This is a genomic window from Kitasatospora sp. NPDC001225 (assembly GCF_053597855.1).
In genome coordinates this window covers 1-19881 of the sequence record NZ_JBSFJC010000141.1, presented here as the reverse complement: position 1 = coordinate 19881, position 19881 = coordinate 1, and the positions used below count along the sequence as shown (strand labels likewise).

18 protein-coding genes are annotated in these 19881 nt (G+C 73.3%); 12 read left to right on the top strand and 6 right to left on the bottom strand.

Annotated elements, in window-relative coordinates; translation table 11 throughout:
* Nucleotides 1–1059 (bottom strand): glycosyltransferase family 4 protein (locus ACWDCZ_RS32825; RefSeq protein WP_449817751.1); only part of this gene is annotated, 1059 nt, incomplete at its 3' end.
* Nucleotides 1060–1257: 198 nt separating this feature from the next.
* Nucleotides 1258–1446, bottom strand: coding sequence for a YegP family protein (locus ACWDCZ_RS32820; protein WP_049652112.1), 189 nt, complete (start codon nucleotides 1444–1446; stop codon nucleotides 1258–1260).
* 546 nt (nucleotides 1447–1992) lie between these two features.
* Between ACWDCZ_RS32820 and ACWDCZ_RS32815 the strand changes: the two genes are divergently transcribed.
* Nucleotides 1993–3489 carry an IMP dehydrogenase gene (locus ACWDCZ_RS32815; protein WP_449817750.1) on the top strand — a complete coding sequence of 499 codons (1497 nt, stop codon included), beginning with the start codon at nucleotides 1993–1995 and terminating at the stop codon, nucleotides 3487–3489.
* Between the two features lie 137 nt (nucleotides 3490–3626).
* On the opposite strand, the gene ACWDCZ_RS32810 is transcribed toward ACWDCZ_RS32815, so the two are convergent.
* On the bottom strand, nucleotides 3627–4265 hold the full coding sequence (locus ACWDCZ_RS32810) for an HAD family hydrolase (RefSeq protein ID WP_449817749.1): 639 nt from the start codon (nucleotides 4263–4265) through the stop codon (nucleotides 3627–3629).
* 673 nt (nucleotides 4266–4938) lie between these two features.
* Between ACWDCZ_RS32810 and ACWDCZ_RS32805 the strand changes: the two genes are divergently transcribed.
* The 7 genes from ACWDCZ_RS32805 to ACWDCZ_RS32775 are packed head-to-tail and all read left to right on the top strand — an operon-like array spanning nucleotide 4939 to nucleotide 11485.
* The gene (locus tag ACWDCZ_RS32805; protein WP_049652115.1) at nucleotides 4939–5469 is read left to right on the top strand and encodes an adenine phosphoribosyltransferase; all 531 of its coding nucleotides are present in this window, start codon (nucleotides 4939–4941) and stop codon (nucleotides 5467–5469) included.
* A gap of 11 nt (nucleotides 5470–5480) precedes the next feature.
* Nucleotides 5481–5774 carry an acyl carrier protein gene (locus tag ACWDCZ_RS32800; RefSeq protein WP_074004520.1) on the top strand — a complete coding sequence of 98 codons (294 nt, stop codon included), beginning with the start codon at nucleotides 5481–5483 and terminating at the stop codon, nucleotides 5772–5774.
* Nucleotides 5771–6997, top strand: coding sequence for a cytochrome P450 (locus tag ACWDCZ_RS32795; protein ID WP_049652117.1), 1227 nt, complete (start codon nucleotides 5771–5773; stop codon nucleotides 6995–6997). The genes ACWDCZ_RS32800 and ACWDCZ_RS32795 overlap by 4 nt, the downstream gene beginning before the upstream one ends.
* A gap of 5 nt (nucleotides 6998–7002) precedes the next feature.
* Complete coding sequence (locus ACWDCZ_RS32790) at nucleotides 7003–8460, top strand: amino acid adenylation domain-containing protein (RefSeq protein WP_117492292.1); 1458 nt, start codon at nucleotides 7003–7005, stop codon at nucleotides 8458–8460.
* 25 nt (nucleotides 8461–8485) lie between these two features.
* Nucleotides 8486–9271 carry a thioesterase II family protein gene (locus tag ACWDCZ_RS32785; protein WP_375875421.1) on the top strand — a complete coding sequence of 262 codons (786 nt, stop codon included), beginning with the start codon at nucleotides 8486–8488 and terminating at the stop codon, nucleotides 9269–9271.
* Nucleotides 9268–10302 carry a threonine aldolase family protein gene (locus ACWDCZ_RS32780; protein WP_380778001.1) on the top strand — a complete coding sequence of 345 codons (1035 nt, stop codon included), beginning with the start codon at nucleotides 9268–9270 and terminating at the stop codon, nucleotides 10300–10302. Before ACWDCZ_RS32785 ends, ACWDCZ_RS32780 begins: the two co-directional genes overlap by 4 nt.
* Nucleotides 10303–10324: 22 nt before the next feature.
* Complete coding sequence (locus tag ACWDCZ_RS32775) at nucleotides 10325–11485, top strand: MFS transporter (protein WP_079272524.1); 1161 nt, start codon at nucleotides 10325–10327, stop codon at nucleotides 11483–11485.
* Between the two features lie 107 nt (nucleotides 11486–11592).
* Here ACWDCZ_RS32775 and ACWDCZ_RS32770 read toward each other — a convergent pair whose 3' ends face one another.
* Both ACWDCZ_RS32770 and ACWDCZ_RS32765 read right to left on the bottom strand, forming a co-directional pair.
* A complete protein-coding gene (locus ACWDCZ_RS32770; RefSeq protein WP_049652121.1) occupies nucleotides 11593–12240 on the bottom strand; it encodes an HNH endonuclease family protein in 648 nt (215 codons plus the stop codon).
* 198 nt (nucleotides 12241–12438) lie between these two features.
* A complete protein-coding gene (locus ACWDCZ_RS32765; RefSeq protein WP_449817748.1) occupies nucleotides 12439–13854 on the bottom strand; it encodes an amino acid permease in 1416 nt (471 codons plus the stop codon).
* Nucleotides 13855–14311: 457 nt separating this feature from the next.
* Here ACWDCZ_RS32765 and ACWDCZ_RS32760 point away from each other — a divergent pair, with 457 nt between their 5' ends.
* Nucleotides 14312–14527 (top strand): hypothetical protein, encoded by a 216-nt coding sequence (locus tag ACWDCZ_RS32760; RefSeq protein ID WP_049652123.1) that lies wholly within the window; start codon nucleotides 14312–14314, stop codon nucleotides 14525–14527.
* Between the two features lie 111 nt (nucleotides 14528–14638).
* Here the strand turns inward: ACWDCZ_RS32760 and ACWDCZ_RS32755 are convergent, their stop codons facing one another.
* Nucleotides 14639–15631 (bottom strand): deoxyribonuclease IV, encoded by a 993-nt coding sequence (locus tag ACWDCZ_RS32755; protein ID WP_449817747.1) that lies wholly within the window; start codon nucleotides 15629–15631, stop codon nucleotides 14639–14641.
* A 199-nt stretch (nucleotides 15632–15830) separates the two neighbouring features.
* Between ACWDCZ_RS32755 and ACWDCZ_RS32750 the strand changes: the two genes are divergently transcribed.
* From ACWDCZ_RS32750 to ACWDCZ_RS32740, 3 genes are all read left to right on the top strand, one after another.
* Complete coding sequence (locus ACWDCZ_RS32750; protein WP_449817746.1) at nucleotides 15831–17195, top strand: cytochrome P450 family protein; 1365 nt, start codon at nucleotides 15831–15833, stop codon at nucleotides 17193–17195.
* A gap of 360 nt (nucleotides 17196–17555) precedes the next feature.
* Nucleotides 17556–18638, top strand: coding sequence for a right-handed parallel beta-helix repeat-containing protein (locus ACWDCZ_RS32745; RefSeq protein WP_074004526.1), 1083 nt, complete (start codon nucleotides 17556–17558; stop codon nucleotides 18636–18638).
* 66 nt (nucleotides 18639–18704) lie between these two features.
* Nucleotides 18705–19739 carry a methyltransferase gene (locus ACWDCZ_RS32740; protein WP_416874500.1) on the top strand — a complete coding sequence of 345 codons (1035 nt, stop codon included), beginning with the start codon at nucleotides 18705–18707 and terminating at the stop codon, nucleotides 19737–19739.
* The last annotated feature ends 142 nt before the right edge of the window (nucleotides 19740–19881 follow it).

Below are 19881 nucleotides of genomic sequence, written 5' to 3'. Positions count from 1 at the left end.
GCCTCCGGGCTGGACGCGGCGGTGCTGCGGGTCTTCGACGTGGTGAGACCGTGCGACCGCCCGGGCCACCGCGGCGGCGTCCCGGGGCGGCACCAGCAGGCCGGTGCGGTGGTGGGCGACCAGGTCCAGCGGGCCGCCCGCCGCGGGGCCGATCACCGGCACGCCGCTGGCCATCGCCTCCTGGATGGTCTGACAGAAGGTCTCCAGCGGACCGGTGTGCACGAAGACGTCCAGGGTGGCGAAACAGCGCGCGAGCTCGTCCCCGGTGCGCCGGCCGAGGAACACGGCGCCCGGCATCGAGGCCTTCAGCCCGGGCGCCGAGGGGCCGTCCCCGACGACCACCACCCGTACCCCGGGCAGTGCCGAGGCCGCCGCCAGCAGGTCGACCCGCTTCTCCGGCGCCAGCCGTCCGACGTACCCGACCAGCACCTCCCCGCCCGGGGCCAGCGCCCGGTGCAGCGCCTCGTCCCGGTGCCGGGGGTGGAACCGCACCGAGTCCACTCCGCGCGGCCACAGCTGCACCCTCGGCACCCCGTGCGCGGTGAGGTCCTGGGCGGCGGGGGTGGAGGGCGCCAGGGTACGGGCGGCCGCGCGGTGCACGGCCCGGATCCGCCGCCAGGCGGCGGCCTCCCCGAGCCCCCGCCCGGCCCGGTAGGCGTGCGCGTACCCGGCCAGATCGGTCTGGTAGACGGCGACGGCGGGCACCCCGAGCCGCGCCGCGACCTGCATCCCGCGCGCGCCGAGCACGAACGGGCTGGCCAGGTGGACGAGGTCCGGCCGGTGTCCGGCGACGGCGGCCGCCAGCTGCCGACTGGGCAGGGCGATCCGTACCTGGGGGTATCCCGGCAGCGGCACCGACGGGATGCGCACCACGGGAATCTCCGGCGCCGCGCCGCCGCCGAAGGTCTCCGGCGGGCACTCGGCGCCCCGCGCCGGCGAGGGGGTGACGACAAGGGGCCGGTGGCCCCGGCGGACCAGGTGCTCGGCCGTCCGCAGCACGCTGTGGGCGACTCCGTTGACCTCGGGCGGGAAGGATTCGGTGACGATGACGACGCGCATGCCAGTGTTCTGTCCGCGTCCGGCGTGCACCCGGCCAAAGGGATCTGTCGTAGAGGCGAACGCGGGTCGGCGATTTGCACCGCCGACCCGCGCTCCGGAGCCGGGCCCGCCACACCGTCCCGTGCATCGGATCCCGGCCTGTCACACCGTCCCGCGTCCCGGCCCGTCACACCGTCCCGTGCGTCGGGGCCCGGACCGTCACACCGACCCGGCGGTCTCCTTGAGTTCCGCGTACGGCGCGAGCTTGCGGATCGACGCGATGCTCCTCAGGCAGTCGTCCTTGCTCTCCTGCGGGTCGCCGGTCACCACGATCGTCCCGTTGCTCGCCTTGAGCCGGAACCGGTGCATGCCGCCCTCGTCCACGTACAGTTCGAATTTCCCGGCCATGCCAGATACAGCCTTCCGCTCGGATGACCCCCTGGCACCGCAACCTAGGGCCCACCCCACCATGCCGCCCGCCGACCGGACCCGTTCGGGTCACACCGCCGCGCGGCGTCGCCGACCGGCCGCGCTCCCGGGCCCCGCCGGGCGACCGGGCGAGTAGGCGAACGGCCCACGCGCGGAGGCGACGGGCCGGTCCCGCCCCACCCGCGCGTGGAGCCTCCGGCCCGGGGTCCGCCGCCCGGCCGGAGCCGTCCGCGTCGTCAAGTGCCGTTGACGACACCTCGGTTCTCCGTGTCCGTACCGTCGGGCGCACCGCTCCGCGGGAGCCGCCGACGGCGATGACGGTGATTCGTCAACAAGTCGGGCAGTCGATAAGGTGCGTAGTCAACTGCCGCGCCTCGCACCTGAGGCCCGGTCAGGATGCGCGCCCTGGTGGGGCGGAGCTCCGCCGTGCCCGTCCGTGAACCTGACCGGTCGAGCCGTCGGGCACGGGCGCGGTCTTCGCGGTCGGGCCGACCGGCGCCGCCCGCTCGGGATCAGGAGGAATGCATGGCACAGATCATCGCCGAGGTGTCGCGGACGTTCAACGAGTACCTGCTGCTCCCGAACCGGACTCGGACCGACTGCAGGCCCGCGGCCGTTGATCTCCGGACGCCCCTGGTGCGGCACCGGGTGGGCGAGGCCTCGGCGATCGAGCTGCACGCCCCGTTCGTGTCGGCGATCATGCAGGCGGTCAGCTCCCCGGAGCTCGCGATCGCGCTGGCCCGCAACGGCGGTCTGAGCTTCATCCACCACAACCAGCCGGTCGAGGAACAGGCGGCGGCCGTCCGGAAGGTGAAGAACTTCAAGGCCGGTTTCGTCACCAGCGACACCAACGTCCGGCCCGACGACACCCTCCGCGACCTGGTCGCGGTGATGCGCCGGACCGGCCACAGCACCGCCGCCGTCACCCACGACGGGACCGCGAGCGGACGCCTGCTCGGCCTGGTGACCTCGCGCGACTTCCACCCCCAGCGGCACGACCTCGACGGCCCCGTCAGCGGCCGGATGACCCCCCTCGGCGAGCTGCCCCACGCGGGCGGCGACGTCACCCTCTCCGAGGCGAACGCGAGGCTGTGGGAGGAGCGGCTGGACTGCCTCCCGGTGCTGGACGGCGAGGGGCACCTCCAGCACCTGGTGTTCCGGTCCGACTACGCGGACAACAAGCGCTTCCCGAACCAGGTCGTGGACGGCGGCAAGCGCCTGCGCGTGGGCGCGGGCGTCAACACCCACGACTACCGCGAGCGGGTTCCGGCCCTGTTGGAGGCGGGCGCGGACGTCCTGTGCTTCGACTCGTCCGACGGCTACAGCGACTGGCAGGCGGAGGCGCTGACCTGGACGAAGAAGAACTACCCGGAGATCCCGATCGGCGGCGGCAACGTGGTGGACGGCGAGGCGTTCACGTTCCTCGCCGAGGCCGGCGCCGACTTCGTGAAGATCGGTGTGGGCGGCGGCTCCATCTGCATCACGCGCGACCAGAAGGGCATCGGCCGGGGCCAGGCCAGCGCCGTCCTCGACGTCGCCGCCGCCCGGGACGCCTTCCTGGAGCGCACCGGCGACTACGTGCCGCTCTGCTCCGACGGCGGCCTGGTGGAGGACTACCACGTGGCCCTGGCGCTGGCGATGGGCGCGGACTTCGTCATGATGGGGCGGTACTTCGCCCGCTTCGACCAGGCGCCCGGCGCGAAGGTCCCGACCAGGGACGGCTTCGTCAAGGAGTACTGGGGCGAGGGCTCCAACCGCGCCCGCAACTGGCAGCGCTACGGCCAGGGCGGTCAGGGGCTGGTCTTCGAGGAGGGGGTCGACGGCTACGTTCCCTACGCCGGCGACCTCAACGAGGGCCTGGCCACCACCATGGCGAAGATCAAGTCCACCATGGTCTCCTGCGGTTCCGTGACGCTGCCGGAGTTCCAGTCCTCCGCGCGGCTGACCCTGGTGTCCGAGCAGAGCTTCCAGGAGAGCCACGCTAGCGTCACCCTGCGGGACACCTCCGGGACGGTCGCCTGAGCAACGGCGTGAGCGGTCGCGACGCGGCTCGGGACGCGGAACCCCGCCGAAGGCCCCGCGGGCGACCGGGCCCGTGCATGACCGGACCCGCGGGTGATCGAGAGCCGGAGGCTCGACCACCCGCGGGTCCGGTGCCGTCAGCCGGCGAGGTGGGCGTCGAGCCACCCCGGGAACTCGGACAGGTCCTTCAGGACGACGTCGGCACCCGCCTCGCGCAGTTGGTCCGCGGTGAACGGCCCGGTGGCCACGGTCACCGCGAGGGCGCCGCCGGCCCGCGCCCCGGTGATGTCGCCGAGGTGGTCGCCGACGTAGACGGAGGCACCCTGCTCGCGCAGGACGGCGCCCTTGCGGTCGGCGAAGACCGAGCCGAAGACGTCGTCGACCTTGATGCCGAGCGCGGCGAGGTTCAGCCGGGCGTTGGGCTCGAACTTGCCGGTGACGACGATCGTCCGACCGCCGTGCCGGTGGACGGCGGCGATCGCCTCCAGCGCGCCGGGCAGCAACTCGCCCACCGGGGCGCCGTATTGGGGGAACAGCGCCCGGTACCGGTCGGCGGCCGCGTCCACCTCGTCGGCGGGGAACCAGTTGGCCAGCTCCTCCTCGATCGGCGGGCCGACGCGGGTGATCGCCAGGTCGCTGTCGATGGCGACCCCCGTCTCGGCCGCCACCATGTCCAGCACCGCCTTGATGCCCGGCCGGCCGTCGGCCAGCGTCATGTCGAGGTCGAACCCTATGGTCAGTGCGGGTGCGGGGGACGCGTTCTCGGTCGTGTTCATGGCAGCAATGATCCGACCAAGCTTGTGGCTAAGCAAGTTTGAGACTTCGTCAGACATGAGGGGACTGATGCTTGGCGACAGGTCGGGTTCCCGCTGGGCGCGTCGGGGAGCCGCAGGCGGCCGACTCCGGCAAACCGCCCGCAATCCGGCAGACCCGATGATTTCGACGCCAATGCCGGTGCGGCCAGGGCATTTTCGGCCTGACTCACCGTCAATTGTTGTTTCCCTCTGGATGAAAGACCAGGCGATCTTGCCGAGGGGTCGCCCGCGATGTAGCTTCGTCTGTAGCGTCATGAACACGCCAGCTAGCGGTGCGGAATCAACCGGGGGGCTGTGTTTGCCGATGAAGTTCTGGTGTTGACCAGTGATCCGACTGCCACGGGCTGCGTGAACGTGCCCAGGGGGCTCCCGGCTCTGGACGAGCCCGCCGATGAGATTTCCGGCGTAGGAGAACCGTTTCCCCGGGCAGGCGCATCGGCCGCTTCGGCACGATGGCGGATCGTCCCCCTCACTCTGCAAATCCGGAACCACTTTCAGTAGCAGGCCTTTCCTGGCGTGCCCGCGTGCTCACGTGCTCACGTACCCGCGTGCTCACGTGCTCACGTGCTCACAGGCTCACGGGCTCGAGCGCTCGCCGGGACCTTTCACTGCCGTACGGCAGCAAGGAGGACTCATGAAGACCGGTCATCAGCGGGACGGCGAATCAACGGTTCCAGTGTTCAAGGACTTCCGGGCCGGCGTGGCGTTTCGCGACGTCATGCCCGTCCTGGCCAGCCGGGAGTCCTTCGGTGCGGCGATCGACGGCCTCACGGAGTGGTCGACTCCACTCGCCCCGGACTACGTCGCCGGCATAGACGCGCGCGGCTTCATCCTCGGTGGGGCCCTGGCGGACCGCCTGGGCTGCGGCTTCCTGGCCATTCGCAAAGAGGGGAAGCTGCCGGGCGAGACGGTGGGGCGGACGTTCTCCGGCGAATACTCGACCGACCGGATCGAGATTCGCAAGGACCTGGTGCCGCCCGGTGCCCGGGTCCTCATCCATGACGACATCGTCGCGACCGGGAACTCGGTGGCGGCCGCCGTGGAAATGCTCGAGGAGCTGGGCGCCACGGTGGTCGGAATCACGTGCTTGATCGAGAAGTCGTTCCTGAAGGGAAGGTCGCGCGTGAGCGTGCCTCTCTTCTCGGTCTATTCCTTCGACGCGTAAGGGAGTTGCTCGTGGCAGTGGAAACAGCACGGCAGACGTCGGTCCAGGAACGCCTCACACAATTATGGGCCGCCCGGCTGGAGATCTCGTCGATCGGCCTGGACGAGGACTTCTTCGAACTCGGCGGCGACTCGCTGACCGCCGCTGAACTGCAGGGGGACATCGACCGGGAATTCGGGGTGGAGGTGTCGGCCACGACCCTCTTCCTGTCGCCCACCATCGCGGAGTTGACCCAGGTGATCGAAGAGGCGGTGGCGGCGGCCCGGCCCGGGACGGCCGAGGCGTACCCGGGAGGCCGGCAGTGAGCACCGGCACGGCGGGAGACCTCACCGATCCCGCGCTCTACTCCCAGGGCGAACCGCACGAGGTCTGGCGCCGCCTCCGCGAACACGACCCGGTCCACTGGCAGCCGAACTCCGGCCGTGGCGGCGGCTACTGGGTCGTCACCCGGTACGCCGACGTCGAACGGGTGCTGCACGACTACTCCGCCTTCACCTCGGAGCGGGGCACCCTGCTCAACCTGCTCGGCCGAGGCGACCCGGCGGCCGGGAAGCAGCTGGCGGCGACCGACCCGCCGCACCACGACCGGGCGCGGATCCCGCTCAAGCAGGCCCTCGCCGTCAAGCCGCTCGCCTCGTTCTCCGACCGGATCCAGGCCGGTATCCGTGACCTGCTCGCCCCCGGAGCCGACGGACAGCCCTTCGACTTCGCGGTCGCGATGGCCCGGCTGCCCCTGGTCGCCCTCAGCCCCATCCTCGGGCTGCCCGCCGAGGACCACGAGCGCCTCATCCGCCTGGCCATGATGTCGACGGCGGAGGAGGACCCGGAGTTCCAGCTGCCGGGCGGCGTGGAGCCGACCCTCAAGCGCGGCCACCGGGAGATCTTCGCCTACTTCTCGGACCTGGTCCGGGCCCGGCTGCGGGATCCCGGCGACGACCTGATCAGCGTGCTGGCCGAGACCGAGGTGGACGGCGAGCCCATCTCGACCGGCTCGGTGATCTCCAACTGCTACAGCATGCTGCTGGGTTCGGCCGGAACGCTGCCGCACGTCCCGATCGCCGCGATCGTCGAACTGGCCGGCAGCCCGCGGTACGAGGACTGGGCCTCGCACCCGGAGCTGCTGGACTCCGGCATCGAGGAGGCCCTGCGCTGGGCCACGCCGGCCAGCAACTTCATGCGCTACGCGCTCCAGCCGGTCGAACTCTCCGGCGTGCGGATCGCCGAGGGCGACGCCGTGGTCGCCTACCTCGCCTCGGCCAACCGGGACGCCGAGGTCTTCCCCGACCCCGACGTGTTCGACATCCGGCGCCGCCCCAACCGGCACCTCGCCTTCGGCGTCGGCCACCACTACTGCGTCGGCTCGCACCTCGCCCGGCTGGCCCTGCGCCTGCTGTTCACCGAGCTGTTCGCGACGTTCTCCTCGATCGAGGTGGTCGGCGGGATCGAGCGGATGCACTCGACGTTCCTGGCCGGCTTCAAGCGGGTGCCCGTCGCGGGCGTGCCCCGCGGGGCCACCGTGAAGGGCTGAGGCGGATGACCCACTGGGTACCGGACCTGCCGGTCGTGCCGCTCGACGCCCCGCCGCACATCCTCGACCTGGTCGAACCGTTCCGGGGCCGGGGCGCGGCGGTCGTGGACGCCGGGGGATCGCTCGACCACGCCGAGCTGGACGAGCGGTCCGCCGTGGTCGCCACCGCGCTGCGGGCCGCCGGGGTGGAGCCGGACAGCCCGGTCGTCGTGCACGCGCGGCTGTCCCGCTGGGCGGTCGTCGCCATGCTCGGGGTGCTGCGGGCCGGAGCGCGGTACGTCCCCGTGGACGCGGGGTTCCCGGTCGCCAGGCAGCGCTACATCGCGGAGGCCAGCGGCGCGCGGTTCGCGGTGTCGGAGCCCGGGTTGGACGTCCGGCTCGACGGCCTCCGCACGGTGCCGGCCGACACCGACGGCCCCCGGGGCGGGACCGTCCGCGGCACCCTGGCGTACACCTGCTTCACCAGCGGGTCGACCGGCCGGCCGAAGGGCGTCACGATCTCCGCCGCCGCGCTGGCGGCCTCGACCGCGGCCCGGCTCGCGTACTACCCGACGCCGGTCTCCACCTTCCTGCTCTGCTCGTCGATCTCCTTCGACAGCTCGGTCGCCGGCATCTACTGGACCCTGGCCTGCGGCGGCCGACTGGTCATCCCGAGCGACCGCCCGGCGGACCTGCTGGCGGTCGGCCGGGCCGCGCGGGACCACCGGGCGTCGCACCTGCTCATGCTCCCGTCGCTCTACGACATCGCCCTGCGCGGCGGCCTCGCCGAGCGGGCCGGCACGCTCTCCACGGTGATCGTCGCCGGGGAGGCCTGCCCGCCCGACCTGGTCCGGCAGCACTTCGACGCGCTCCCGGGCACCCGGCTCTACAACGAGTACGGCCCGACGGAGTGCACGGTGTGGAGCGCGGTCCACGAGTGCACCCCGGCGGACGCGGACCTCCCGGACGTGCCGATCGGCGGCGCCGTCCCCGGGACCAGCCTCTACGTCCGCTCCGCCGACGGCGCCGCCGTGCCGCCCGGGGAGCCCGGGGAGCTCCACATCGGCGGCCCGGGCCTCGCCGAGCCGGCCCGCGAGCTCTACCGCACGGGGGACATCGTGTCCGTCACCGCCGGGGCCGAGCTGCGCTTCCACGGCCGGGCCGACCACCAGCTCAAACTCGGCGGGATGCGCGTCGACCGCTCCGAGATCGAACAGGCGCTGCGCACCCACCGGGACGTGGCGGCGGCCGCGGTCGGCGTCTGCACCGTCCAGGGGCGGAAGAAGGTGGTCGGCTTCGTCAGCCCGACCACCGGGGAGGTCGACCGGCGCAGCCTCCGGGCGCACCTCATCGAACGCCTGCCGGCCGTCGCCGTACCGAGCCGCATCGTGGCGCTGCCGCGGCTGCCCGTGCTGCCCAACGGCAAGGTCGACCACGGCGCGATCGACGAGCTGGCCCACGACACGCTGCTGCAGAAGAACTGACCGACGGAAGGAGGTGGGGACGACCGTGGCAGCACCCCGTTGGCTGATGTGCCGTCAGCGTCGCCCCGACGCCGCCCTGCGCCTCTACTGCTTCCCGCACAGCGGCGGTTCGCCCGGCGAGTACCTGCGCTGGGCGGACCGGCTCCCCGCCGAGGTCGAGGTGTGGGGTGTCCAACTCCCGGGCCGCGGAAGCAGGATGCGCGAGCCGGCCATGACCGACCTGCGGGAGCTGGTCGGCGCGTTGACGGAACAGGCCGAGTTCACCGGCCCGTACGCCTTCCTCGGGCACAGCCTCGGCGCGATCGTCGCCTACGAGACGGCCGTCGCGCTGCGGGCGCTCGGACGCCCGGAGCCGGAGCGGCTCATCGTGTCCGTGAACGGCCCCCCGCACCTGCACCGCCCCGGACTGCCGCTCCACCTCCTCGACGGCGTCGACTTCGTCCCCCGGGTCGAGGAGCGGTACGGGCCGCTGCCGCCGGAACTCGGGAACGACCCGCGGATGCGCGAGCTGTACCTGGCCAACCTGCACGCGGACCTGACCGTCGTCGCGACCTACCGGCACGTCCCGACCGCCCCGCTGAGCTGCCCCGTCCTCGCGCTCGGCGCCACCGACGACTGGGAGGACGAGGGCCGGCTGCGCGAGTGGGGCCGGCACACCACCGGCCCGTCCGACGTCCGGATCCTTCCGGGCGGCCACTTCTACTTCCGGGACCACCCGGACCTCTTCTTCGACTGCCTGACGGACAGCCTCGGCGCCCTCACCGGGGCCCCGGCCGTCCGTCCGGCACCCGACCCCAAGGGAGCGCCGTGACCACCCAGACCATCGACCTGCGGAGCGACACCGTCACCAGGCCCAGCGCGGCCATGCGAGCCGCCATGGCCGCCGCCGAGGTCGGCGACGACACCCTCGGCGACGACCCCACGGTGATCCGGCTGGAACGGATGCTCGCCGACGCCTTCGGGTTCACCGGCGCGCTGTTCCTGCCCAGCGGGGTCATGGCCAACCAGCTCGCGCTCCGGCTGCTGGTGCCGCCGGGCCAGGAGCTGCTGGCCGACGCCGGCGCGCACTTCCTGCTCTACGAGGACGGCGGAGTCGCCTGGCACGGCGGGATCCTGACCCGGACGACGGTCTCCGAGGACGGCCTGATCGACCCGGAGGTGCTCGCCCGGATGATCCGTCCCGCCACCGCCTACGGCAGCGGGACCCGGGCGGTGGCGGTGGAGAACACCCACAACGCCGCCGGCGGCGTGGTGTACCCGCTGGCCGCGCTGGAGGAGATCCGGCGGGTCACCCGCGAGGCCGGGGTCACGGTGCACTGCGACGGCGCCCGGATCTGGAACGCCCACGTCGCCAGCGGCGTCCCCTTCGAGGCCTACGGAGCCTGTTTCGACACGTTGTCCCTCTGCTTCTCCAAGGGGCTCGGCGCGCCCGCCGGCACCGTGCTGCTCCTGGACGCCGACCGCGTGGAGGAGGCCCGGGTCATGCGGCACCGGATGGGCGGCTCCATGCGGCAGACCGGGATCCTGGCCGCCGCCGCCATCCACGCCTTCGAGCACAACATCGGTCGGATGGCCGAGGACCACGCGAACGCGGCCCTGATCGCCGGTCTGCTGCGCGACGGCGGACTGGACGTCCGGGAGCCGCAGACCAACCTGGTGTTCGTGGAAGTGCCCGATGCGGCAGGGGTGCAGGAGCTCTGCGCGGCGTCCGGCGTTAGGGTCTCGGTGATGGGACCGCAAACGGTCCGCCTGGTGGCCCACTTGGACGTCGACAAGCAGCAGTGCGAGCGGGCGGCACTGACGGTCGCCGAGGCTGTCGCCCAACTGGCCACGGGCAACTGAGCACGTGTAGGAGCAGCTTGAGATGTCGTTCCGAGTGTGGCTGTCGGCCAGGTTCTTCCTGTTCTTCCTGACCTGGAGCTCGTACCTCTCCTACTGGGGGGTCTGGCTGCTCGCTTCCGGTTTCGGACCGACGGAGGTCACCGCGGTCATCACCGCCGGTCTGCTGTCGCGCTCGGTCTCCATCGCCGTCGTCTTCCCGGTGCTCTGCCGGACGGTCCCGCTCCGGAGACTGTCGCAGCTGCTCGCCTGGACGGCGACGGCGCTCAGCCCGCTCTATCTGACGCATCCTCAGTTCGCTTCGATGATGGTGGTGTCGGTGCTCGTCGGCGTCAGCTACCCACTGCTGATGCCGTTGAGCGAGACCCTCGCGACCATCGGCGCGGCGAACGGGCAGGTCGACTACGGGAGCGTCCGCTACTTCGGTTCGGCGGGGTTCCTCTTCGGCCTGGGCGTGTCCGGCGTGGTCGGGCGGACGGTCGGCAGCGGCGCGCTGGTGGGGGTCTTCGTCGTCGGGTGCCTGCTGCTCGCGCTGGCGGACCTGGCGCACCCCGTCGGGTTCCCGACGGTGGCGACCGTGGCCGGCGGCGGCCGCGGCCGGCTGCTGCGCAACCGCGTCTACGCGCTCGGCCTGGGCAGTTCCGTGCTGCTCCAGGGCGCGCACGCGGCCTACTACGCCTTCGGCGTCGAGTACTTCGGCCGGCTCGGCGTGTCGAGCATCAACGTCAGCCTCATGCTGGCGCTGGCCGTGGGGTGCGAGCTGCTCCTGTTCAAGTACGCGGGGCCGATGCTCGGCCGCTACCCGGTCCCGGTCCTCTTCGCCGCCGCCGCGGTGCTCTCGGTGCTGCGCTGGGGCCTGCTCGCGGTGCCGATGCCGCTGGTGTGCGTCGTGCTCACCCAGACGCTCCACGCGGGCACCTTCGCGCTGACCCACGTCGCGCACGCGCGCTGCGTGCAGGGCCACGTCCCCGAGGACCTCTGGTCGGACGCCCAGGCGCTCTACGCCGGGTTGGCCATCGGCCTCGGTGTCGCGGCCGTCACCGCCGTCACCGGCCCGCTCTACGCGGCCTCCCCGCACTGGGCGTTCCTGGCGATGGCCGCGGTCTGCCTGCCCTGCTTCCTGCTGGTCCGGTGGCAGGTCAGGCTCCTGCGGGACGGGGCGGAGGTTCCCGAGCGGGTCGCGTGAGCGCGCCGTCCGGGTGCCGCCGCGCCGCTGTACGGGCGTACCCGGGCGGCGCGTACGGCACCGCGGCCCGGCGCGGGGTGAGCGCCGGGCCGCGGGGGCCGCGGGGTTCAGCAGTTGGCGAGGATGCCGGTGAGCGCGTTCTTCTCGGCGCTGTCCACGCTCAGGCCGTAGTACTGCTTCACCTGCACCCAGGCGCGGGCGTAGGTGCAGCGGTAGGAGGCCTGGGGGAGCCACTCGGCCGGGTCGCGGTCGCCCTTGGAGCGGTTGCTGCTCGCGGAGACCAGCAGCAGCTGGGGGCGGGTGACGTCGTTGGCGAAGGCCTGGCGCTGGGGGGTGGTCCAGGCCCAGGCGCCGGAGGCCCAGGCCTCGGAGAGCGGCACCAGGTGGTCGACGTCGAAGGAGGAGGCGTTGGTGGTGGTCGCGCCGTCGTACGGCGAGGACCAGTTGCCGCTGGTGGCCTTGCAGGAGGTGTCGGTGGCGACGTTGCTGCCGTCCCGCTTGACGACCCACTCGCGGGTGTCGCAGGTGCCGCTGACGGTGATCCAGGTCGGGAACAGCGTGCGGTCGTAGGTGTCGCCGTGGGTCTCCGCGGTGGCGGGCATCGCGGCGAGATACGTGCGGGCGGTGGCCGCGGAGATCGGGGTCGGCAGGGCGGCCTGGGCGGGGGTGCCGGCCGTGACGACGGTCACGGCGGCGAGGACGGCGGCCACCGGTATGCAGGACAGGAACCGGCGTGCGGGTGCGCTGGGGGCCATGGCGGACGCTCCATCATCAGATCGGATGAACTGCTGAATTGCGTGCGCCAGTGTGGCGATTCGATGACCTACGCGGGTAGACCCGGGAAGTGAAATCCTCGTGCACATCGGACGTGCACCGGACAAGTCCGGCGCGCGCCACGGAGGTTCACGAGGATTTCAGGGGATGTGCCGGCTTCTCCGACTGCCGCCGGGAGTTCAGTCGCGGCGCCGGCCCGCCATCCAGACGTAGACCAGGATGCCCGCGAACAGGAACAGGACGCCCTGGTAGACGGCGGCGTAGCCGGCCCCGGCGAGCAGCCAGATCGAGAAGGCGAAGGCGCCCAGGCCGAGGACGGCGTCGCGCACCAGCCGCCCGCGGTCGACCTTCTCGCCGGCCCCGCGCACCAGCCAGTACAGCTGGGCGGCGGTGGAGAGCAGGTACGGCACGGTCGCGGTGAAGGTGGTGACCAGCACCAGCATGTCGAAGGCGCCCTTCGCGCCGCTGGCGAAGTTGAGCACGGTCAGCGCCGAGGCCAGCGCCACGCTGACCAGCACGCCGAAGGTCGGCACCCCGCGCCGCTCCTTGCCGAAGGCGGCCGGGAACAGGCCGTCCTTGGCGGCCGCGTACGGGGCCTGGGCGGAGAGCAGGGTCCAGCCGTTGAGGGCGCCGGTCATCGAGACCAGCGCGGCGACGGCGATCGCCGTGCCGCCCCAGGTGCCGCCGAACATGGCGTTCACGGCGTCCGAGAACGGCGCGGCGGAGTGGACGAGCTGCTGGTGCGCCACGGTGCCGAACACCGCGAGGGTGCCGAGCAGGTAGACCACCGCCGCACCGGCCGTCCCGAGCACGCTGGCCCGGCCGACGTTGCGCTCCGGGTCGCGGACCTTGCCGGCGCTCATCGCGGCCGACTCCACACCCAGGTAGCTGAACAGCAGGATCGCCGCGGCGGCGGACATCCCGCCGGCCCAGCCCTGGCCGCTGGCGTCGAAGGGCCCGAGGTTCTTCGGGTTGAAGAAGAACAGCCCGCCCACCGCGACCAGCAGCAGCGGGACGAACTTCAGCACGGTGGAGACGAGTTGGACCGCCCCGACGTAGCGGGTGCCGGCCAGGTTGGCCAGCGCCGGCAGCCACTGGAAGGCCAGCGCGGCGGTGATCTCCAGCGGGATGGAGTGGTGCAGCGGCAGCAGCACGTCCAGGTACCCGACGGCGGCCACGGCGAGCGCGGCGTTGCTGACCCAGGTGGTGATCCAGTACGACCAGGCGGACAGGAAGCCGGCGAAGTCCCCGAAGGCCTCGCGGGCATAGACGTACGGCCCGCCGGTGCGCGGGTTGCGGCGGGCCAGCTGCCCGAAGACCAGCGCCAGCGCGATCGCGCCCACGGTGAGCACCACGAAGGCGACCAGGCTGACCGTGCCGAACGGGGCCACGGCGGCCGGGATCATGAAGATGCCGCCGCCGATGATGTTGCCCATCACCAGGGCGGTGGCGGTCGTCAGCCCGAAGCGGCGGCCGCCCTTCCGCGGCGTCGGGCCGGTCGGTGCGGTGCCGGTGGGCGGGGAGTCGACCGGCCCCGGGGTCTCCGGGCCGCTCGGTCGGGTCGCCTGCCGAGGTGCGGCGGGACTGGTCTGCATGAGGGTGGTGCGCCTTTCGTGGTGCTGCTCCTGCTGCCGCCGGGTTGCGCGGCCGCGCTCGCTGCTGCTCCCGCCCGGTGGAGCGGTGGAGCGCCATGGAGCGACCGTTCATGCTCGGACCGGGCGGCACTGTGCACCAAATCGGCGGGATTTGTTCAGTTCGCCGGGTCCGTCACCGCAAGACTTGCGGTCGCGGGGCGGCCGGACGGGTACTCGTCCGGCGCCCTCCTCGCGGCTGTTCGACCGGATTCACGGACGTACGCCCGGATTCGTCCGGTCGGGGGAGTTGCCTCACCCGATTGCCTCAGCCCGGTTGCGGCGCGCGCCCGAAGCCGTGCGTTCGTGTGCCAACGTGGGCGCGGCGCCTCCCCGGTGGGGCGCGCCCAGCCCGTCGGGCGGCCGAACCGGCCGGTCGGGGGCGCGGGTTGAGGACCAGAGACGAACCAAAGGACAGCAGATGTCGCTTCGTGGGAAGATCCGCAAGCTCGCCGTGATCGTCGCCGTGGCCGGTGCCGTGGTGGCGGTCCCGACCTCGGCCATGGCGGGGGGCTTCGCTCCGACGCAGTCGGAGGGGCAGAGCCTGGAGTCCGGCTCCGCGGGCGTCGGCCTGTTCGGCCCGCACGCCACCTGGTTCAACTTCGCCGAGCACGGCGAGAGCGACTGCGGCTGCTGATCCCCTCCGCACCCCCGAGCCCGGAGGCCGTCCGTCGGCCTCCGGGCTCACCGCTGTCCGGCGACGGGAGGCCCCGGGCTCACGGCCGCCCGGCGGCAGCGGCCCTCGGATTCACAGCCGCCCGGCGGCTGCGGGCTCCGGCAGCCTCGCGGCGCGGGCCCCGGTGCCCCGGACCGCCGCCCGCTCCCGCAGCTCCTTCAGCACCGCGATGTCCATCGCGTGCCCGGTGCCGTCCCCGCCGTGCTTGCGGTCCGGGGTCTCCACCACCAGCGGCACCCCGGCCGTCTCCGGGTGCTCGAACAGCTCGCGGAACGGCTCGGCGCCGATCATCCCGGCGCCGATGTTGGCGTGCCGGTCCTTGCGGGCGCCGACGACGTCCTCGGAGTCGTTGGCGTGGATCAGGCGCAGCCGGCCCGGCCCCGCGGCGGCGGCCAGGGCGTCCAGGGCGGCCGTCACCCCGCCCGGCTCCGCCAGGTCGTGCCCGGCGGCGAAGGCGTGGCAGGTGTCCAGGCAGACCCCCACCTTCGGGTGGTGGTCCAGCGCCTCCATGTACGCGGCCAGCTCCTCCAGCCGCGAGCAGAGCGAGCTGCCCTGCCCCGCCGTCGGCTCCAGCAGCAGCCAGGGCGCGTCGTCGCCGAGCCCGTCCAGCTCCTCCAGCAGCGGCCGGACGTCCGACCGGACCTGCGCCATCGCCTCGGCCCGGCGCGAGCCGCCGCCGGGTGCGCTGCCGACCGCCGAGCCGGTGTGCAGGACGACGCCGAGCGCGCCGATGGCGTGGCCGCGGCGCAGCGAGTGCCGCAGCGAGTCGGCCGAGCGCTCCCGGGTGGCCGGGTTGTCCGAGCCGAAGTTGATCAGGTACGGGGCGTGCACCCAGGCCGGGACGCCCCGCTCGGCGCAGGCGGTGCGGAACTCCTCGTCCTGCGCCGGGTTGCCCGGGGGAGTGGCCCAGCCGCGCGGGTTGGCCACGAACACCTGGACCGTCTCCGCACCGACCCGGCCCGCGTACGCCAGGCCGGTCCCGGCCAGCCCGCGACCGGCCACCGGGACGTGCGCGCCGATCGGGTTGCGGAGGGCGGCGACGGACGGTACGGGTGCGGTGGTCATGGCCCCGAGCATGCCACGGGCCCGGCCCCGGTCGTCGGGCGGGCCGGGGCGGGAGGCCCGGCGGCCGGGCTCCCGGCGGCCCGAGGAAACGGTTCTCTGTGCTCGATCGAGTGAATCCCGCCTGGAAACCGGGGGCCGTGCCGTCCGCATCCGTCACGATCCGGGACCAGAGGACCGCACGACCACCGAGGAGGCAGCCGTGACCACCGCCGAGCCGGCCGAGACCGTCGACCTGCGTGCCGACCACCTGATCCGCGACCCCTTCGCCGCCTTCGCCGACCTGCGCGAGCGCGCCCCGCTCGCCCGCGCCACCATCCCCGGCGTGGAGCCGTTCTGGATCGCCGTCCGCTACCAGGACGTCCGCACCGTGCTGTCCGACCCGCGCTTCGTCAACGACGTGAACGCCGTCGACGGCCCCGTTCCCGACCACCTGACCGCAGACCGGCTCGCCGCCGACGGCCCGACTCCCGACGGGACCACCACACCCGTCCCCGTGCACCGCACCGAGCAGGTCTGGCGCGCTCGGGGTATGCCGCCCGAGTGCGCGCAGTACCTGCGCGCCGGGGTCTTCGCCGCGGACGGCGCCCGGCACCGCCGGATGCGCGGTCTGGTGCACCCGGCCTTCACGGCCGGCGCCGTGGAGCGGCTGCGCCCCCGGATCGAACGGCTCGCCGAGGAGTACGCCCGGGCGCTGCCCGACCACGCCGACCCGGACGGCGTGGTCGACCTGGTCGCGCACTTCGCGTACCCGCTGCCCGTCACGGTGATCTGCGAGCTGCTCGGCATCCCCGAGTCCGACCGCCGGCAGTGGCGCCGCTGGAGCTCCTACCTCGGCCGGGGCACCGGGCCCGGCCTGGACGAGGCGTTGCGCGCCATGGTCGCCGCCGCCCGCTCGCTGGTCGAGCTCCGCCGGGGCGAACCCGCCGACGACCTGCTCTCCCGACTGGCGGCCGCGGAGGGCGACAGCCTCGCCCCGGTCGAGACCGTCTCGCTGATCCTCAACCTGGTCGTGGCCGGGCACGAGACCACCGCCACCCTGATCGGCAACGGCACGGCCGCGCTGCTCGCCCACCCCGAACAACTGGAGCTGCTCCGGGCCGACCCGGGCCGGCTGCCCGCCGCCGTCGACGAGCTGATGCGCTGGTGCGGCCCGACGATCGGTGGGGTGCCGCGCTACGCGACGGAGGACCTCACGCTGGCCGGCACCCTGGTCCGCAGGGGCGAGGCGGTGATGCCGATCCTGGCCGGAGCCAACCACGACCCGCGGGCCTATGCCGAGCCGGATCGCCTGGACATCTGCCGGGCGAGCACGCCGGACCGCGCCGGGCACCACGAGGCGCACCTGGGCTTCGGGCACGGCACCCACCGCTGCCTGGGCGCGGTGCTGGCGCACCAGGAGGCGGTGGTCGCCTTCGAGACGCTGCTGCGGACGTACCCGGAGTTGGCGCTCGCGGTCGGTCCGGAGGCCGTCGAGCGCGGACCGAACCCGGCCGCCTGGCACCTCGCCGCGCTGCCCGTCCGCCTCGGGCCGCAGGCCCCGGCCCGGGCAGCGGCCGCCGGCTGAGCCGGTCCACCGGGCCACAGGTACCCGACGTACCCGCCGCCCGGAAACCCCCGAGACACACCCCGACGCGCCCTGCCCGCCCCTCCCGACGTCCTCCCGCCGCCCGCGGTCCCCGCGCGCCCCGCCCGACCACCCGCTGCCGCGCCACGCCGGGCCCGTCCCACCCCTGGTCGACGCCCCGTCAGCCCCGCAGCCCAGCCCTGGTGGCGGGCCCACCGGGCCGCCCGTAGCGTCGACACGGCCGCAACCACCGGCCGTCACCGCCCGCGCACAGCGCGTCAGCCCCACCGCTGGACCGAGCGGAAGACCACCGCACCCGTACGAGCGCCGCGCGCGCCGAAAGGAAACAGGTCACCACTCATGCCCACGCGACGGGTCCACCACCTCGCCGCGGCCACCGCCGCCGCCACCGCCCTGACCACCGTCCTCACCTCGCTGGCCGCCGCCCCCGCGGCCCATGCCGCCCCCCGCTTCCCGCTGCACTTCGTCCAGCCCGGCGAATCGATTCAGCAGGCCGTCGACGCCGCCCGGCCCGGCGACACCGTCCAACTGCTCCCCGGCACCTACCAGGGCAGCGTCCGCATCACCACCCCCCGCCTCACCCTGCGCGGCTTCGGCGACGAGAGCGTGATCACCCCCGGGGACGGCGGCGAGAACGCCTGCGCCACCGCCGGGCACGGCATCTGCGTGGTCGGCACCGAGGAGGACCCGCTGTCCGACGTCAGGATCGACAGCCTCGCCGTCACCGGCTTCCGCAAGAACGGCATCGACGCCAGCGGCACCACCCGCCTGACCGTCCGCGGCACCTACGTCCACGACAACGGCCAGCAGGGCATCAGCCAGGAGATGTCCACCCGCGCCGTCATCCGCGGCAACCGCTCGGCCGACAACGGCCAGTCCGGCGTCTTCCTCGCCAACTACGCCTACCGCGAGGGCGGCTCGCCCGACACCGGCGGCACCGTGGTCGAGGGCAACGAGCTGACCGGCAACCGGGTCGGCGTCACCGTCCGCCGGCTGCGCGGGCTGGCCGTCCAGTCCAACGGGATCAGCGGCAACTGCGCCGGCGTCTTCGTGGTCGGCGACGAGGGCGTGCCCCGCGCCGGGGACCTCGACGTCCGGGACAACTCCGTCATCGGCAACAACAAGTTCTGCCCGGCCAACCCGCGCCTGGGCGCCATCCAGGGAGCCGGCATCGTCCTCACTGGTACCGAGGACACCCGGGTGACCGGCAACGAGGTGCGCGACAACACCGGCACCTCGGACTTCTCCGGCGGCATCGTCCTGTTCAAGAGCGTCGTCGGCGTCGCCAACGCCCGCGCCGTGATCGCCGACAACGAGCTGAGCGGCAACGGTCCGGCCGACCTCGCCGACCGCGACTCCGGCACCGACAACACCTTCGCCCGCAACACCTGCGGGCGCTCCGAGCCGGCCGGCCGCTGCTGAGCCCCGGTCCCCCCTCGCCGCCCGCCGCCGCACCAGGAACTCCCTAGGACCCGAGGAAACCCAGCCATGACCACCGCACCCGTCCATACCAGCCCCCAGGCCGCGATGCGCCTGCGCGAGCTCGTCTTCGGCGCCGCCTGCGCCGCCGCCGTCCGCGCGGCCGCCCGGCTCGGCGTCGCCGACGTGCTCGGCGACACCCCGGCCACCGTGACCGACCTCGCCGTCGCCCTCGACACCGAGCCCCGCCAACTGCGCCGCCTGCTGCGCGCGCTCGCCTGCTACGGGCTCTTCGCGCCGAGCGGCGACGACCGCTTCGAGCACACCGAGATGTCCCGGCTGCTGCGCGAGGACGCCCCCAACTCGCTGCGCTACATCTCCCTCTGGTGCACCGAGCCGTGGACCTGGGAGGCCTGGCCGAAGCTGGACGAGGCGGTCCGCTCCGGCCGCAACGTCTTCCCCGACCTGTTCGGCAAGGAGTTCTTCGACTACCTGCACAGCGACGCGGGCGACTCGGCGAAGGTCTTCGACAAGGCGATGACCACCTCCAGCCGGCAGTCCGCCGAGGACTTCGCCGACTACCTGGACCTCACCGGCATCGACTCGGTGGCGGACATCGGCGGCGGCCAGGGCCACGTGCTCGCCAGCCTGCTGGAGAAGCACCCGGCGCTGCACGGCACCCTGCTCGACCTGCCCAAGGTGGTGGCCGGCGCCGACCCCCGGCTCCAGGACGGCGGCGCCTTCTCCGCCCGGGCCCGCCTCGTCCCGGGCGACTGCCGGATGGAGATCCCGGTCCGCGCCGACCTCTACATCATCAAGAACATCCTGGAGTGGGACGACGACAGCACCCGCCGCACCCTCGCCAACGTGGTGAAGGCGGCCGGCTCCGGCGCCCGCGTGGTGGTGGTGGAGAACCTGGTCGACAACAGCCCCTCGATGCGCTTCACCACCGCGATGGACCTGATGCTGATGCTCAACGTGGGCGGTGCCAAGCACTCCGAGGAGAGCATGGTCGGGCTGATGGCGGAGGCCGGACTGGTGGTCACCGCGGTCAACCCGGTCAACCCGTACCTGCACGCCTTCGAGGCCGTCGTGAGCGGCTGAGCCGACCCCTGCACGCCCCCGCACACCTCCGTACGACGAGAACGGACCGTACGACCAGAACGACCGCCGGCCGGACCGCCGCGCCAACGCGGGTCGTTGGCGTTCGCCGGGTGGGACGCGATGCCGTCCGGATCGGGCACGG

Excerpts from the sequence above, each read along its gene's own strand:
- ACWDCZ_RS32745 (WP_074004526.1), top strand. The coding sequence starts at position 17,556 with ATGCCCACGCGACGGGTCCACCACCTCGCCGCGGCCACCGCCGCCGCC.
- ACWDCZ_RS32770 (WP_049652121.1), bottom strand. The coding sequence starts at position 12,240 with ATGGCCCCCAGCGCACCCGCACGCCGGTTCCTGTCCTGCATACCGGTG.
- ACWDCZ_RS32765 (WP_449817748.1), bottom strand. The coding sequence starts at position 13,854 with ATGCAGACCAGTCCCGCCGCACCTCGGCAGGCGACCCGACCGAGCGGC.
- ACWDCZ_RS32805 (WP_049652115.1), top strand. The coding sequence starts at position 4,939 with ATGAAGACCGGTCATCAGCGGGACGGCGAATCAACGGTTCCAGTGTTC.
- ACWDCZ_RS32740 (WP_416874500.1), top strand. The coding sequence starts at position 18,705 with ATGACCACCGCACCCGTCCATACCAGCCCCCAGGCCGCGATGCGCCTG.
- ACWDCZ_RS32820 (WP_049652112.1), bottom strand. The coding sequence starts at position 1,446 with ATGGCCGGGAAATTCGAACTGTACGTGGACGAGGGCGGCATGCACCGG.
- ACWDCZ_RS32755 (WP_449817747.1), bottom strand. The coding sequence starts at position 15,631 with ATGACCACCGCACCCGTACCGTCCGTCGCCGCCCTCCGCAACCCGATC.
- ACWDCZ_RS32790 (WP_117492292.1), top strand. The coding sequence starts at position 7,003 with ATGACCCACTGGGTACCGGACCTGCCGGTCGTGCCGCTCGACGCCCCG.
- ACWDCZ_RS32775 (WP_079272524.1), top strand. The coding sequence starts at position 10,325 with ATGTCGTTCCGAGTGTGGCTGTCGGCCAGGTTCTTCCTGTTCTTCCTG.
- ACWDCZ_RS32810 (WP_449817749.1), bottom strand. The coding sequence starts at position 4,265 with ATGAACACGACCGAGAACGCGTCCCCCGCACCCGCACTGACCATAGGG.
- ACWDCZ_RS32760 (WP_049652123.1), top strand. The coding sequence starts at position 14,312 with ATGTCGCTTCGTGGGAAGATCCGCAAGCTCGCCGTGATCGTCGCCGTG.
- ACWDCZ_RS32815 (WP_449817750.1), top strand. The coding sequence starts at position 1,993 with ATGGCACAGATCATCGCCGAGGTGTCGCGGACGTTCAACGAGTACCTG.